The 15745-nt window shown below is 57.4% G+C and carries 12 protein-coding genes; 8 read left to right on the top strand and 4 right to left on the bottom strand.

Going from position 1 to position 15745, the window contains the following annotated elements; genetic code table 11:
• The first annotated feature begins 69 nt into the window (after positions 1 to 69).
• Together trhO and U2949_RS16040 are read left to right on the top strand one after the other, a co-directional pair.
• Positions 70 to 1077 carry an oxygen-dependent tRNA uridine(34) hydroxylase TrhO gene (gene trhO / locus U2949_RS16045; RefSeq protein WP_022983316.1) on the top strand — a complete coding sequence of 336 codons (1008 nt, stop codon included), beginning with the start codon at positions 70 to 72 and terminating at the stop codon, positions 1075 to 1077.
• Between the two features lie 148 nt (positions 1078 to 1225).
• On the top strand, positions 1226 to 1909 hold the full coding sequence (locus U2949_RS16040) for a glutathione S-transferase (protein ID WP_321288785.1): 684 nt from the start codon (positions 1226 to 1228) through the stop codon (positions 1907 to 1909).
• A 246-nt stretch (positions 1910 to 2155) separates the two neighbouring features.
• Here the strand turns inward: U2949_RS16040 and U2949_RS16035 are convergent, their stop codons facing one another.
• Positions 2156 to 3547 carry a dicarboxylate/amino acid:cation symporter gene (locus tag U2949_RS16035; protein WP_257723655.1) on the bottom strand — a complete coding sequence of 464 codons (1392 nt, stop codon included), beginning with the start codon at positions 3545 to 3547 and terminating at the stop codon, positions 2156 to 2158.
• A 268-nt stretch (positions 3548 to 3815) separates the two neighbouring features.
• Between U2949_RS16035 and U2949_RS16030 the strand changes: the two genes are divergently transcribed.
• Together U2949_RS16030 and U2949_RS16025 are read left to right on the top strand one after the other, a co-directional pair.
• Positions 3816 to 5672: a sensor histidine kinase gene (locus tag U2949_RS16030; protein WP_257723654.1), complete on the top strand. Its 1857-nt coding sequence runs from the start codon at positions 3816 to 3818 to the stop codon at positions 5670 to 5672.
• Positions 5673 to 5674: 2 nt separating this feature from the next.
• On the top strand, positions 5675 to 7015 hold the full coding sequence (locus tag U2949_RS16025) for a sigma-54-dependent transcriptional regulator (RefSeq protein WP_257723653.1): 1341 nt from the start codon (positions 5675 to 5677) through the stop codon (positions 7013 to 7015).
• Between the two features lie 191 nt (positions 7016 to 7206).
• Here U2949_RS16025 and fabI read toward each other — a convergent pair whose 3' ends face one another.
• Genes fabI through gloB form a run of 3 tightly spaced genes read right to left on the bottom strand, consistent with a single transcriptional unit; the run spans position 7207 to position 10255 of the window.
• On the bottom strand, positions 7207 to 7992 hold the full coding sequence (fabI, locus tag U2949_RS16020) for an enoyl-ACP reductase FabI (RefSeq protein WP_026485384.1): 786 nt from the start codon (positions 7990 to 7992) through the stop codon (positions 7207 to 7209).
• 33 nt (positions 7993 to 8025) lie between these two features.
• Complete coding sequence (locus U2949_RS16015) at positions 8026 to 9435, bottom strand: transglycosylase SLT domain-containing protein (protein ID WP_026485385.1); 1410 nt, start codon at positions 9433 to 9435, stop codon at positions 8026 to 8028.
• Positions 9436 to 9445: 10 nt separating this feature from the next.
• Complete coding sequence (gene gloB / locus U2949_RS16010; RefSeq protein WP_407654201.1) at positions 9446 to 10255, bottom strand: hydroxyacylglutathione hydrolase; 810 nt, start codon at positions 10253 to 10255, stop codon at positions 9446 to 9448.
• 23 nt (positions 10256 to 10278) lie between these two features.
• Here gloB and U2949_RS16005 point away from each other — a divergent pair, with 23 nt between their 5' ends.
• The 4 genes from U2949_RS16005 (at position 10279) to U2949_RS15990 (ending at position 15713) form a co-directional block, all read left to right on the top strand.
• The gene (locus U2949_RS16005; protein ID WP_035273499.1) at positions 10279 to 11040 is read left to right on the top strand and encodes a class I SAM-dependent methyltransferase; all 762 of its coding nucleotides are present in this window, start codon (positions 10279 to 10281) and stop codon (positions 11038 to 11040) included.
• Complete coding sequence (gene rnhA / locus U2949_RS16000) at positions 11037 to 11480, top strand: ribonuclease HI (RefSeq protein ID WP_022983314.1); 444 nt, start codon at positions 11037 to 11039, stop codon at positions 11478 to 11480. The genes U2949_RS16005 and rnhA overlap by 4 nt, the downstream gene beginning before the upstream one ends.
• 99 nt (positions 11481 to 11579) lie before the next feature.
• Complete coding sequence (locus U2949_RS15995; protein WP_321288774.1) at positions 11580 to 12626, top strand: efflux RND transporter periplasmic adaptor subunit; 1047 nt, start codon at positions 11580 to 11582, stop codon at positions 12624 to 12626.
• A 9-nt stretch (positions 12627 to 12635) separates the two neighbouring features.
• Complete coding sequence (locus U2949_RS15990; RefSeq protein WP_009460831.1) at positions 12636 to 15713, top strand: efflux RND transporter permease subunit; 3078 nt, start codon at positions 12636 to 12638, stop codon at positions 15711 to 15713.
• Positions 15714 to 15745: the final 32 nt, after the last annotated feature.

Raw genomic sequence — 15745 nt, 5'->3', positions numbered from 1 at the left:
ACGATGGCCTACGCTGTCCTACCGCCTGCGGGCTGCGCCACCGCTTCTATCCAGAGAATTCGTTTACCTATGTCTACCTACCTGATCGCGGCTTTATATAAGTTCGTGGAATTGCCCGATTTCGCCCAAATGCGCGACCCCTTGTTTGCTTTTTGCGAGCAGCACGAGGTCAAGGGCACGCTGTTGCTGGCGCGCGAAGGGATTAACGGCACGATTGCCGGCCCTCAGGAGGGTATTCGTGCCGTCTTGGCGTATCTGAACTCCGATCCACGTATTTCTGGCCTGGTGCATAAAGAGTCCTATGCCGACAAGGCTCCGTTTTACCGCCTCAAGGTGAAGCTGAAAAAAGAGATCGTTACCCTGGGCGTACCGGATCTGAAAACCGCCGAGATGGTGGGCGAGTACGTTGCTCCCGAAGACTGGAATGCCCTGATCAGCGATCCGGACGTGGTGGTGGTGGATACCCGCAACGATTACGAAGTGGGTATTGGCACTTTTAACCGTGCCATCAACCCCAAGACCCAAAGCTTTACCGAGTTTCCTCAGTGGGTGGCCGAGCAGTCCAAGGAAGGTGGTGTCTTGCATGGCAAACCGCGCGTGGCCATGTTCTGTACCGGCGGTATCCGCTGTGAAAAATCCACGGCCTTCATGCGTTCGCAAGGCTTTGATCAGGTTTACCACCTGCAAGGCGGCATTTTGAAATATCTGGAAGAGATTCCAGCGGCAGAAAGCCTGTGGGATGGTGACTGCTTTGTGTTCGACGAGCGCGTATCGGTGCGTCACGGTCTGGAACCCGGTGATTACGACTTCTGTCGTGCTTGCCGCATGCCTATCAGCGAAGAGGAAAAAGCCTCGCCTCAGTTCGAAGAAGGTGTCAGCTGTCCCTACTGCCACGGCCACAGTTCCCCCGAGCAGATCGAGCGTTTCCGTGAGCGTCAAAAGCAAGTGGCCTTGGCGCGCGAGCGTGAAGAGCGTCACATTGGCGTCAGCATGGACGAGTTGACCGAGCGCCGTGAAGCCGCCCGCCGCAAGGCGGAAGAGCAACGCCTGCTGGCTCAGCAAGGCAAGGACGCCTAGCCCAGATCGGGCCACTGTGTTACCTCTACTAGCTTGATTCTGGCGCTGCGTCGTTTATAGTCCGCCCTTCTGCTACAGAAGGGCGCTTTGCATGAACGCCAGCGCTTTAAGTCCGTGCCTGCGGCGCGGCTTTTTAACGGTATCGAGCATGTCCTTATCTGATCTGCCCATTTTGTATTCCTTTCGCCGTTGCCCCTATGCCATGCGGGCACGGCTGGCTATTGCGGCCAGCGGCGTAACTTGTCAGTTGCGCGAAGTTGTACTGCGCGACAAACCCGAGGCCCTGCGCCTGGCTTCTCCCAAGGCCACTGTGCCCGTGTTGGTCCTGCCTGATGGCAAGGTCATCGACGAGAGCCTGGATATCATGCATTGGGCCCTGGGCATTCAGGACCCCCAGAATTATTTGCAGCCTGAAAAAGGCAGCACCGAGCAAATGCTGGCCCTGGTTGCGGCCAATGATGGGCCATTCAAGAAGCATCTGGATTGCTACAAGTACCCGGACCGTCATACGGATGACGAAGCCTTCATCGATGAGTCCAGTTTCTCGGCCCAGCACCGGGCACAGGCCAGCGAACAATTGATGGGGTTGAATGCACGTATTGAGGAGCAGGGCTATTTGATGGGCCGGCGCCCGTGTCTAGCCGATTTGGCGATTGCACCGTTTGTGCGGCAATTCGCACAGGTGGATCGGGCCTGGTTTGATGCCCAGCCCTGGTCAGCCTTGTCAGCCTGGCTGTTGAAGTTTCAGACAAGCCCCTTGTTCGTGAGCATCATGGATAAATATCCCGCCTGGACTCCAGAGAGCGAGATAGTGCGTTTTCCTTCGGCCTGATCGAACAAGTTTTCAGCAGTCGATGCTGTGGCTGTTGGAGCGCGTGACGCTTACTCAGTGATTTGCCGGGCGTTTGAGCGATTTATCGACGGCATTTTTCCTCCCTTCAGGGCGGTCAGTGACAGGCTCAAGAAGCTAAAGCGAAATGGCCGGAACGAGCCTGCAGGAGCAGGTTCGCAGGAACAAGCAGGCAAGCAAAAGGCCGGTTTTCAATTGAGAACCGGCCTTGTTTTTTAAGTGCCCGAATCAGGCAGCAACGGTCGCACGTGGCTCGCTGGCCTCTTGTGCGGGAATCGCCATGTCACCACGCTGATGCAAGGTGACACTGGTATCCAGTGGTGGCAGCTCGCCATTCATGGCGCTGTTGAGTTGATCGGCATCCAGTTCGCCTTCCCAGCGGGCAACCACAATGGTGGCAACCGCATTGCCCACCAGATTGGTCAGCGCACGGCATTCGGACATGAAGCGGTCAATCCCCAGGATCAGCGTCATGCCAGCGATAGGTACCGAAGGCACCACGGACAGAGTAGCCGCCAAGGTGATAAAACCGGCCCCCGTCACACCCGCCGCGCCTTTGGAACTGAGCATGGCAACCAGCAATAGCAGAACCTGCTGCTGCAAGGTCAGTGGAATATCACAAGCCTGGGCGATGAACAGGGCCGCCATGGTCATGTAGATATTGGTGCCGTCCAGGTTGAAGGAGTAGCCGGTAGGTACAACCAGGCCCACAACCGACTTGGCACACCCGGCGCGTTCCATCTTCTGCATCAAGGTAGGCAAAGCCGCTTCCGAGGAGCTGGTACCCAGCACCAGCAGCAGTTCTTCGCGAATGTAGCGGATCAGCTTGGTGATGGAAAAGCCGTTGTAGCGTGCCACAGCACCCAGAATGATCAGCACAAACAGCACAGAGGTGACGTAGAAAGTCACCACCAGTAGCGCCAGGCTGGATACGGATTCAATCCCGTATTTACCGATAGTGAAAGAGATGGCACCGAAGGCCCCGATGGGAGCGGCTTTCATCAGGATGGCAACCAGCTTGAAAACAGGCGTCATCAAGGCTTGCAGCAGTTTCAGCACGGGTTTGCCGTGATCGCCCACAGCGGCCAGAGCAATACCAAACAGCACGGCCACAAACAGTACCTGCAGGATGTCGCCGCCGGTAAAGGGACTGATCAGGGTGGCGGGGATGATGTTCATCAAAAAGCCTGTCAGCGTGCTGTCATGGGCTTGCTGCACGTAGCCCTGGATAGAGCTGGGGTCCAGGGTGCTGGGGTCAATGTTCATGCCGTGGCCGGGCTGCACGATATTGCTGACCACCAAGCCTACAATCAGGGCCAGCGTGGAGAAGGTCAGAAAGTAAATCATGGCCTTGCCCACCACGCGGCCCACTTTTTGCAGGTCTGTCATGGCGGCAATGCCGGTGGCTACCGTCAGGAAAATGACGGGCGCAATAATCATTTTGACCAGCTTGATGAAGGCATCGCCCAAAGGCTTCATGCTCTCGCCCAGCGAGGGGTAGAAATGGCCCAGCAAAATCCCGATAGTGATGGCGATGATGACCTGTACGTACAAAATCCGATACCACTTGATTTTGACGATCTGCGGTACCGAACGGTCTCCTGTGCTTATATCCATCATGATGTCGTCTCCGTGACTTGATGTAGCCGACCTGGCAGTCAGCTGGTGGCCTGCTTGGAATTGTGTGTGGGCAGGCGGTTTAAGCTCGCCGGAATCCTTGTCCCGGCCCATAAGCTCATGACTAAAGCAACATCCGTGCCAATCTGTTCGCCGGCAGAAAACCAGTAAATAAGCGGCTTGCGGACAGGAGACTTCCCCGCTATCTGCTTATGTGTGCGAAAATCCGCACAGGCATTACTAATTTTTGGCGATATTTCGCACAGGTTTCATGAACTCCATTCCGGTTTCTTCGAGCATGCGGCGGCGCTTCAGGCTCGAATGGTTGCTGCTGTTGGGCTTGGCCGTCGTGCTGGGGCTGTTTGCCTTCTGGCGTTCGGCCGATTTGGGCACGGCTCGATTGCTGGCACAAAGCGAACAGCGGCTTGATTCCTTGATGCGCGGTAATGCCGGCTGGATCAGGACGATTCGCGACAAATTCCGCACGCTGTCCTTTGCTCTTGCCCAGGACGAGGCTTTGCGCCAGTACCTGATGGGCAACCCAGCCTACGGCGATGCCGATGCCCTGAACCGCAAGTTTGAGCAATTGGCCGAAGATACGGGCGCTCCTGTTCTGTACCTGCTGGATATTCATTCGCAGACGCTGGTGTCCAGTAACTGGCAGGAGCCCGACAGCTTCGTGGGCAATCACTACGGTTTCCGTCCTTACTTCACCAAAGCCCTGGAGCAGGGGCATGCGGAATACTTTGCCTTGGGAACTGCCAGCGGCAAGGCGGGTTTGTACATTTCACGCATGGTGCAAGATCAGGATGGCAAGCCGGTTGGTGTGGTCGTCATCAAGCTGATATTCGATCTGCTGGAAAAAGAATGGGAAGGTTACGGTGATCGCATGTTTGTAAGCGATCCCAATGGCGTGATCCTGCTAAGCGGTGAGCCAGGCTGGCGCTTGCATAGCCTGGATCAAGCTGCACCGGATCAACTGGCCAAGCTGCGGGCCAGCCAGCAGTTTGGTGACGAGCCTTTGGAGCCGGTGGGTTTGAGCATGTCAGACTCCGGCGAACGGGCCTCCTTCTGGACACTGGGGCAGGAGCGCTTTTTGCATGTGCAGCAGCCAGTCGCAGGCAGTGATTGGACTTTGCACGCGATGGCTCCTATGGATGCCGCGTTGCAGACCCAGGCCTTTCAATCCCGTCTGACGGTGATGGGACTGTTATTCGCGGCGCTGGTGCTGACGGCCTTGGCGCTGCAACGCAGTCAACAGCGACGAGAAGCCCAGGCGCGGCAGGAGTTGCTGCGTGATGCACTTGAAGAAGCGGTGGAGTCCCGCACCGCCCAGTTGCAGGTGGCGCGTCGCCGCCTGGAACAGGAGATGCAGGCCCTGCAAGAAGCCCGGTCGCGTGCGCGCGATCTGCGTGAGCAATTGGAGCAGGCCGAGAAACTGTCCTTTCTGGGGCAGGTGACGGCTGGTGTCGCTCACGAAATCAACCAGCCCGTGGCGGCGATTGAGGTCTATGCCGACAACACCTTGCGTTTGCTGGATCAGGGCCAGACGGAAACGGCCCGGCAGAACCTGTCTCGTATCCAGACATTGACCCAACGCATCGGCAGCATCACCTCCCAGTTGTGTCATTACGCTCGCAAGCCACAAGAACAGGAGGGCCCGGTACGGGTACGCTCAGCCGTGGACAGTGCCTGGCAGTTGCTGGAACACCGGGCAAGGACACAGGGCGTAGATCTGGAGCTGGAAGGCGTGAACGAATCTGTGCGTGTATGGGCTTTGCCGGTACGCCTGGAACAGGTTCTGGTGAATTTACTGCGTAACGCGCTTGATGCTCTGGAAGGGAGCCGTCAGGGGCGTATTCGTATTGAAGTCATGAGCGAGCAGCAGCATGTGCGCATTGTGGTTTCCGACAACGGCCCCGGCCTGAGTGCGGAAATCCGCCAGCGCCTGTTTACCCCCTTTAGCTCCAGTCGTCGCCAAGGCGTGGGCTTGGGGCTGGTGATCTCGCACGATATTGTGGCGGCCCTGGGTGGCCGTTTGGAAGAAGGGCCTTCGCGCCTGGGTGGTGCCACGTTCCATATCGTGCTGCGCAATGCCGATAGCGAGCTGGGCCAGGGAGAGAGATAAGAATGGAAGTCGCGTTTGTTGATGATGATGCGGACTTGCGTGCCGCCGTGGTGCAAAGTCTGGAACTGGCGGGCCTGAAAGTGGTGGCCTGTGCCAGCGGGCAGGAGGCCTTGAGCCGCTTGCCCAAGGATTACCCCGGCGTGGTGGTGACGGATATTCGTATGCCGGGCATGGACGGGCTGGCGCTGATGCAGGCTTTGCATGCTCGCGATCCCGAGCAACCCGTCGTGCTGATTACCGGCCACGGCGATATTGATATGGCCGTACAGGCCATGCACGATGGCGCCTTTGATTTTCTGACCAAGCCCTATCAGGCCGAACGCCTGCTGACGGTAATACGTCATGCCGCCATGCAGCGCAGTCTGGTTCTGCAAAACCGTGCCTTGCGCGAAGAACTGGACGAGGATGGCCAAGGCCCGGCGCTCCTGGGTAATTCCGAGGTCATGGTCAATTTACGCACTACCTTGCGGCATCTGGCACAGTCCGATGTGGATGTGCTGGTGGAAGGGGAAACTGGCACAGGCAAGGAAGTGGTGGCCATGTTGCTGCACCGCTGGAGCGCCCGAGCACAGCATCGTTTTGTGGCGCTGAACTGTGGTGCCTTGCCTGAAACCATTATTGAAAGCGAGCTCTTCGGTCACGAAGCTGGGGCATTCACCGGCGCGCAGCGCAGACGTGTAGGCAGTGTTGAGCATGCGCATCGGGGCACGCTGTTTCTGGATGAAATCGAAAGCATGCCCATGATTGCGCAGGTGCGCTTGCTGCGTGTGCTGGAAACCCGCTGCGTGACTCCTTTGGGTTCCAACGAAGAGCACCCGGTAGATATCCGCGTCGTTGCCGCCAGCAAGGTGGATTTGTCCGACCCCGCCCAGCGTGCGAACTTCCGCGCCGATTTGTATTACCGACTCAACGTGGTCACCTTGCGTCTGCCACCTTTGCGAGAGCGCAAGGAGGACATCCCCATGCTGTTCGCCCACTTCGCGGCGCTGGCTGCCAAGAAGTACGGGATGCCGCAAAAGATGCCCGATGCGCGCAGCCTGGCCTATATGCAGTCACATCACTGGCCGGGCAATGTGCGCGAGCTGGCGCACTTTGCGCAACGTGAAGTGCTGGGTGTGCAGCACCCGGAGATCAAGGAGCTGGAGAACGAGGACCTGAGCCTGCCCGCCCGCATGGAGCAGTTCGAGTCGCAGCAGATACGTCAGGCGCTGGCACGCCACCGTGGCGATATCAAGGCGACCTTGCAGGATCTGCGTATCCCGCGCAAAACCTTTTACGACAAGCTGCAGCGGCATGGTATTTTGCGTAGCGACTTTGTGGAAGAGGGAGCGCAGGGTGATTGATTCGCTAGAGCCTTACAGGGCTGTCTGTCCTGCCTGATTGGCCTGTGACAGGATTTAGCAGGATTGGGCAGGCTTTGTTCGGGTCCCATCCCAGCGACACATACCAAGCTGCGCAGGTTTTGTCTGGAAGTTTCTGAGCAAGAAAATAGCGGCCTTGGCCGCTATTTTTATTCCCATCAAAGCGTGAAGCCTTACTCCTGCATACCCGGAACGATGCAGTTAAAGCCCGCGTCAACGTGCGTGATTTCGCCTGTGATACCGCTGGCCAATTCGGACATCAGGAAGGAGGCCACATTGCCCACTTCTTCAATGGTGACGTTGCGCTGCAAGGGAGCGTGCGTCTCTACAAATTTCAGAATGGTGGAGAAGTCCTTGATACCGCTGGCTGCCAGGGTCTTGATAGGACCGGCCGAGATGGCGTTGGCACGAATACCGTACTCGCCCAGAGCCACCGCCAGGTAACGCACGGAGGCTTCCAGCGCAGCTTTGGCCACGCCCATGGTGTTGTAGTTGGGAATGGCTTTTTCAGCGCCCAGGTAGGTCAGGGTCAGCACCGAGCTCTTGCGACCTTTGAGCAAGGGCAGGGCAGCCTTGGCCAGTGCGGGAAAGCTGTAGGCCGAAATGTCGTGAGCGACGCGGAACGATTCACGCGACAGACCGTCCAGGAAGTTGCCCGCAATGGCTTCGCGAGGAGCAAAACCGATGGAGTGCACCAAACCGTCCAGACCGTCCCAGCGCTCGCCCAGCGAGGCCATGGCTTGTTCGATCTGATCGTCTTCGGACACGTCACAGGGCAGTACGATATCCGTGCCCAGTTCTGCGGCAAAGCCTTCAACACGTTCTTTAAAACGCTCGCCCACATAAGTCAGGGCAATATCAGCACCTTGTTGGCGACATGCTTGCGCAATCCCGTAAGCAATAGAGCGATTCGAGAGGACGCCTGTGACCAGGATGCGTTTTCCTTGCAGGAAACCCATGCTGAAAATCCTTTATGTAATTAGTGGGTGGACTTAGCCACGAATATTGGAACCGGGAACACGCAAACGTGTCCCCCTGGAAAGAGAGCTGCCTTTGATATTGTTCAGGCGTCGCAGTTCTGCCACCGAAGTGTCGTACCGTTTGGCCAAGGCGTAAAGTGTATCGCCCTGTCGAACCGTATGGGTGCGCACATTGGCGCCGCGACGCAAAACAACAGTGTCATTCTTGCGGTTGACGCTGGCCGTTTGCGTACGAGCACGGCGTGTGCTTTGCGCTACCGGGGCGGCAGGTGTATTGGTCAGAGAAGCCAGTTGCAGGCTGCCTTCACCCAAGGTGGTGCTGGGCACCAATAGTGTCTGGGCCACGGCCTTGGTGCTCTTGCTACCCAAACCGTTGATGGAGCGCAGCTGCGACAAGGTAATGCCGTGACGCTGGGCAATGGACAGATAGCTTTCGCCGCGCTTGGATTGGTACGCTTTCCAGTTACTGAGCTTGCCTTGATAGGCCGCCAGATTGGCATTGAAAATGTCCACCTTGTTGGCGGGCAGCAGCAAGGTGCCGCGATCGGCAGGGATTGTGGGGCGATTGTGGGCAGCGTTCAAGGCCTTGAACTCGTCCACGGAGATTTCAGCCAGCTCGGCAGCAAGGGCTACGTCAATGTCCTTGTTCTTGCGCACGGCCGTGAAATACGGTGTGTTGCTGACTGGGGGCAGGGTAATGCCATAACGCTCCGGGTTGGCTACGATATTCTTGATTGCTTGCAGCTTGGGGACGTAATTACGCGTTTCGTCCGGCATCTTCAATGATAAGTAGTCAACATCCAGGTTGGCCTGTTCGTTACGCTCCATGGCGCGGCGTACCGAACCTTCACCCCAGTTGTAGGAGGCCAGGGCTAAATACCAGTCGCCCTGGAACTCGTACAAGTAAGACAGGTAGTCCAAAGCAGCGCGAGTGGACTCGACCGGGTCACGGCGCTGATCTACCCACCAGTTCTGCTCCAGCTTGTACTGTGTGCCGGTGCTGGGGATGAACTGCCACAGACCGGACGCATGGGAGCGCGAATAGGCGACGGGGTTATAGGCGCTTTCCACAAAAGGCAGCAAGGCCAGTTCGGAAGGCAGGCCGCGGGCATCGAGTTCGTCCATGATGTGGTACAGATAGCGCGAGGCGCGCTGACTCATGGTACGGATGGATTCGGGGTGCGAAGCGTAGTAATTGGTCCAGTAATCAACCAGATCGGTATGCAGGTTGGGGATGGAGAAACCCCGGCGCATCCGGTCCCACGCGTCTTTGGGTGGGTGGGTCAGATCAATGGTGCGAGACGTATCGGCGGCAATGCTGGTGGAGGTCTTGGCGGCTTTTTGAGGGCTGACCTTGGGGCCTGTGGCGCAGCCTGCCAGCACGAAAGCGCATAGCAGCGCAAAAAGTCTCATTAGGTTCATTGCGGAATCTTCAGAAATTGTTTTTCCAGTCGCGCAGGCTGGCAAATACCTCGACAGGATTATTAAGGGACTGGGCAGCATGGTGCTCGGCAGCCTTGATAACAGCAGTCGTCTCGCAACGCAGAAATGGATTGGTAGCCAATTCTGTTTTCAAGGTGGAGGGCACCGTAGGCAAGTTTTGCTGACGCTTGAGATTATCCTGTTCCCAACGTTCATGCAGTTGGGGATTGTCCGGCTCTACCTGTAGAGCCCAGCGTAAATTGGATAAAGTGTATTCGTGCGCACAGCAGATCAGGGTGTCCGATGGCAGTTTTGCCAACTTGCCCAGGGAATCCGTCATTTGTGCCGGGGTGCCTTCAAACAGGCGTCCGCAACCAGCAGCAAACAAGGTATCACCACAGAAAACAAAGGGCTGTTTTACCTCATTTTGACCAAAGTACGCAACGTGCCCGGCGGTATGGCCGGGAATATCCAGCACGTCCAGCGTCAGTTCCAGAGTGGGTAAATCGACCTTGTCGGACTGGCCGACACGCACGTCACAGGCGGGCAGACGCTCGTGGGCGGGGCCCCAGACGCGAGCCGGGTGCTTGGCCAGGATATCCATGACACCCCCAACGTGGTCACCGTGGTGGTGTGTCAGTAAAATGGCATCCAGTTGTAAGGACTCGCGTTCCAGCCAATCCAGAACCGGGGCGGCCTGGCCGGGGTCCACAGCCAGGGCATGACCGTTTCGACTTAAAGCCCATATATAGTTGTCGTTCAGGGCTGGTAGTGGAATCAGGCGAACATCGCTTGGCACAGGCCAGGTAAATGCATTCATCATGGTAGAGGGAGAGAGCGCCAGTGGAGCAGACTTTGAATGATCAATTTGCCCAGTGGTTGGAAACCGTACCGGGGCGATATGTGCGGGCTTGGGAACAAGCCGGAATCGATGCGGAGGTGGTCAACACCTTCGGGTATCATGCCATACAAATTGGATTGCCGCATTGGGACCTCCTGGCGCATAGTCGCATCTCCTGCAAGGTATGTACGGCTCAGGCCGGCGTCTTGCCCGCTCAGCAGAAGAACCTGGTTTATGCCGAACCCGAGCATCTGCCTTTTGATACGCAAAGCATTGATCTTTTAATCCTGCCTCATACATTGGAAAGCGCCAGCGACCCGCACCAGGTGTTGCGAGAGGCCGAGCGCGTTCTGGTGCCAGAAGGGCGCATTCTCCTGACGGGTTTCAACCCCTTGAGTTTGTGGGGTGCCCACGACTGGATTCCGGGTCTGGAGCGGGGCACGCCTACCTTGCCGGGAGATGTAATGTCACCCTCGCGCTTGCGCGACTGGTTGAAGCTCTTGTCCTTTGATGTGCAAAGCACGCAGATGGGCTGTTATGCACCGTTGTGCCGTCAGCAGTCCTGGCTGGATCGCTGGTCCTGGATGGAGCAAAGCGGTGCGCGCTGGTGGAGCTTTGCGGGGGCCGTCTATATGATTAGTGCGGTCAAACGCACGCCTGCCTTGCGTATGGTCGGGCCCAAGTGGAAGAAAAACCGTCGGCGTGTGCGTCGGCCTATGGTGGTTGCTGGACGCGCTGCCGATGAAGGAATTAGCAAGACATGACTGATGTTGTCGATATTTGGACCGATGGTGCCTGCAAGGGCAACCCCGGTTTGGGGGGCTGGGGCGCCTTGTTGCGTCATGGCGGACGTGAAAAAGCCATTTGCGGTGGCGAGGCCAATACCACCAACAACCGTATGGAACTGATGGCCGTGATCGAGGCACTCAAAGCCTTGAAACGCCCTTGCCAGGTGCGGGTACACACCGATTCGCAGTACGTACAAAAAGGCATGAACGAATGGTTGCCCGGCTGGAAAGCCCGCGGCTGGCGCACTGCCGACAAAAAGCCTGTCAAGAATGCCGACCTGTGGCAGGAGTTGGAGCAGCAGGCCGCAAAACATGAGCTGACCTGGTTATGGGTGCGTGGCCATGCGGGTGATCCCGGTAACGAGCGTGCGGATCAGTTGGCCAATGAAGGGGTGGAAATCGCCAGGCAATTATAAGATCTTGGGCAGAGTTGTAGCCCGCTGATAGTACTATTAGCCACCCGTCATATTTTGTCAGACAGCTTCACCGGCCTGGCCGGTCAGGATAAGCCGCCCATGATTTCCACGCTGCGTCCCACGATTTTTTCTCTGTTTCTTGTACTGTTTGTCAGTAGCAGCCCCATTTGGGCGCAGTCTGATGCCACGCGGGTGGAAGTGCTGCCCGTGCGGCAAAGTGAGTTGATTCGTGACGTGGCGGCGGTGGGAACCCTGGTGGCCAGAGAGTCAGTTGTGCTGCGGCCCGAGATCAGTGGTCGTATTTCAGCGATCAGTTTTGAAGAAGGCCAGCCCGTCAAGAAAGGCCAGCTCCTGATTCAATTGGACCCGGCCATGGCGCAGGCCCAATTGAATCAGGCACAGGCAAATTTGAATCTGGCCAATAGTCAGCACAAGCGTTCTTCGGAGTTGAGCCGTCAGGGCTTTATCAGCCAGCAGGCCAAAGACGAGTCCGGTAGCCGCTTGGCCGTTCAGCAAGCCGAAGTGCAATTGGCGCGTGTGCAGCTGGACAAGACCCGTATCCGTGCCCCCTTTGATGGTGTGACCGGCTTGCGTAATGTCTCGGTGGGTGACTATGTGGGGCCGGGCACGGACCTGGTGCAGTTGGAAGCGGTTTCGACCTTGAACGTGGACTTCCGTATCCCTGAACAATATCTGGCCGATGTGAAGGCCGGCATGCCGGTCGAACTGCGCTTTGACGCCTTCCTGGGCGAAACCCGCCATGGCTCGGTGCTGGCTGTCAGCCCGGCGGTGGACACGGCTGGTCGTTCCATTTTGCTGCGCGCTCAGGTGCCGAATGAAGATGGCGCTCTGCGCCCCGGTTTGTTCAGCCGTGTACGCCTTGAGCTATCGCGTTATCAGGCCTTGATGGTGCCTGAAACTGCCTTGGCTCCTTCGGGGCAGGATCAGTACATCTATATTGTGAAAGACGGCCGGGCAGAGCGCCGTCAGGTGCAGGTTGGGGTACGCGAGCAGGGCTGGGTACAAGTCACAGGTGATCTGAAAGCGGGCGACAATGTGCTGGTGGCTGGGCTGCAAAAGGTTCGTGATGGAGTGCCGGTCGATATTCAGGAAGTGATCGACGTCCAAACACAGCCGCAGCAATAGGATGGAATCATGGTTCTTTCTGACTTATGTATCCGTCGCCCGGTATTTGCCACGGTTCTGTCTTTGGTGATTGTGCTGGTCGGTTTCATTTCCTATGAACGCCTGACCGTACGCGAATACCCCGCTATTGACGAGCCGGTAGTGTCCGTCATCACCAACTATAAAGGGGCCTCACCGGAGGTGATCGAGTCCCAGGTGACCAAGCCTCTTGAAGATCAGTTGTCCGGGATCGAGGGCGTGAACGTGATGACTTCACGCAGCCGTTCCGAGCGCAGCCTGATCAACATTAAATTCAACTTGGACCGGGCCCCCGATGCCGCTGCCGCCGATGTGCGCGACAAGGTATCGCGTGCCCGACGTTTTCTGCCCGACGAAGTGGACGAGCCCATCATCAATAAGGTGGAGGCAGACTCCACCCCGATTATTTATGTAGGTGTGGATACCGGCGACTACAGCATGCTGGAGGCCTCGGACTACATCAACCGCTACATTAAAACGCGCTTGTCCGTCTTGCCGGGAGCCGCCGAAGTGCGCGTGTTTGGCGAGCGTTTGCCCGCCATGCGTATCGACCTGGACCGCACCCGCCTGGGGGCCTACCAACTGACCGTGCAGGATGTGGAAGATGCTCTGCGCAAACAGAACGTGCTGATTCCAGCGGGTCGTATTGAGTCCGATGCCCGCGAGTTTTCCGTGGTTTCCTCCACCGACCTGGAAACGCCCGAGGAATTTCGCAACATCATCATCAGTCAGGCAGCCGGTTATCCGGTGCGCATCTCCGATATTGCCGACGTGCGTATCGGGCCTGCCGAGGAACGGGTACTGGCCCGATTCAATGGGCAAAACAGTTTGAATATTGGTGTGACCAAACAGTCCACAGCCAACCCGCTGGATCTGTCCAAATCCGTGCGAGCAGAAGTGGAGCGCATCAACGAAAGCTTGCCGGGCAATATGAAGCTGTCCGTGTCTTACGACAGCTCCATCTTCATTCAGAAATCCATTGATTCGGTGTACACCACCATTGCCGAGGCCATCTTGCTGGTGGTGCTGGTGATTGTGTTTTTCCTGCGCAGTTTCCGCGCCAGTGTGATTCCCATTGTGACGATTCCGATCTCCCTGATCGGGGCTTTCGCCATCATGTACATGCTGGGCTTTTCCATCAACACGCTGACCTTGCTGGCCATGGTGCTGGCGATTGGCCTAGTGGTGGACGATGCGATTGTGGTGCTGGAGAACGTGTACCGCCATATCGAAGAGGGTAAGACGGCCATGCAGGCTGCCTTTTTGGGTGTGCGTGAAATTGCCTTCGCCGTGATTGCCATGACGCTGACTCTGGTTGCGGTGTATGCACCACTGGCTTTTGCCACAGGCCGTACCGGGCGATTATTCATTGAGTTTGCCCTGACCTTGGCGGCTGCCGTGCTGGTGTCCGGTTTCGTGGCCCTGACCCTGACGCCCATGATGTGCTCTCGCATGTTGCGCCCGCATGGTGCGAAAGTGGGCCGCGTCAGTCAGGGTATCGAGAATTTCCTGGTCTGGCTGACACGAGGCTACCGTCGTATCCTGATTCGCGCCTTGCGCTGGCGTTTTCTGGTCCTGTTTATTGGTGTGGCCGTTGCCGCGACCAGTGGGCTGCTGTTTACGGTCATCAAAAGCGAACTGGCTCCGATTGAAGACCGAGGTGTGATTTTCGGGATTGTGAATTCGCCCGAAGGCGCCACGCTAGATTACACCTTGCGCAATGTGGAGCGGGTGGAAGAGCTATATCGCGGCATACCGGAGACAGAGGGGTATCAGTCCATTATTGGTTTCCCTACCGTCACCGATTCCTTTGCAATTTTGCGCTTGAAGCCGTGGGAGGAGCGCACACGTAATCAGCAATCCATTGCGCGTGAACTGCAACCGCATTTTTCCGCCATTCCCGGTGCGCGTGCTTTCCCCACTAACCCGCCGTCTTTGGGACAGCGGGCCACTTCCAAGCCAGTGGAGTTTGTGATCATGAGCCAGGCACCGTATCCGGAGCTGGCCAAGATTGTGGACGGTTTTCTGGCTGAGCTGCGAGACTATCCAGGGCTGTTGAACGTGGATACGGACTTGCGCTTGAACACACCGGAAATCCGTATTGATGTAGACCGTGACAAGCTGGCCGACACCGGCGTATCGGTGGAGGCCGTGGGCCGCACTCTGGAGTCCATGCTGGGCGGGCGTCAGGTCACGCGCTACAAGAGCGATGGCGAGCAGTACGACGTGATTGTGCAGGTGGACAAGCAGGCTCGTTCCAGCCCGCAAAACATTCTGGATATTTACGTGCGCACCAAAGACGGTGGCATGGTGCAGGCCTCCAACTTCCTGAATGTGCGCGAGAGCGTATCGCCTCAATCGCTGAACCACTTCAATCGCTTGCGGGCGGTCATAGTGGAAGCATCGGTGGCCCCCGGCTATGCCTTGGGTGAAGTGCTCGAACACATGAATGAGGTGGCTCGCAAGACCTTGCCGGAAACGGTGCAGACAGACCTGGATGGCCAGTCGCGCGAGTTCCGGGATTCCTCGGGCAGTATCTATCTGGTCTTCCTGATGGCCCTGGCCTTTATTTATCTGGTGCTGGCCGCGCAGTTTGAAAGCTGGCGCAATCCGCTCATCATCATGCTGTCCGTGCCCTTGTCCATGACGGGGGCCTTGCTGGCTCTGTGGCTGTCGGGCGGAACCTTGTCCATTTATAGTCAGATTGGTTTGATTACCCTGGTGGGCTTGATCACCAAACACGGTATCTTGATTGTGGAATTTGCCACCCAGCAACGCGAAGCGGGGGCCAGTTTGTACAATGCCGTGGTGCGCGCTTGCGAGATGCGCCTGCGCCCCATCTTGATGACAACCGGCGCCATGGTGCTGGGGGTCTTGCCGCTGGCGTATGCCTCCGGGGCGGGTGCTGAATCCCGTCAGCAGATTGGTTGGGTGCTGGTGGGCGGTTTGTCCCTGGGAACCTTGCTGACCTTGTTTGTGGTGCCCGTGGCCTACACCCTGATCGCTGGCAAGAAAGAAGGGCAGGACAAGCAACTGGAATTGATTGATAAGCCCGAGGCCTCTGTCTAAACCTGTAGTGCAGGTCTGCGGGGAAGCTGTTT

Origin of the sequence: Alcaligenes phenolicus, assembly GCF_032063905.1 — a bacterium.
GTDB classification, from domain to species: domain Bacteria; phylum Pseudomonadota; class Gammaproteobacteria; order Burkholderiales; family Burkholderiaceae_B; genus Alcaligenes; species Alcaligenes phenolicus.
This window is presented reverse-complemented; position numbering and strand designations above follow the sequence as displayed.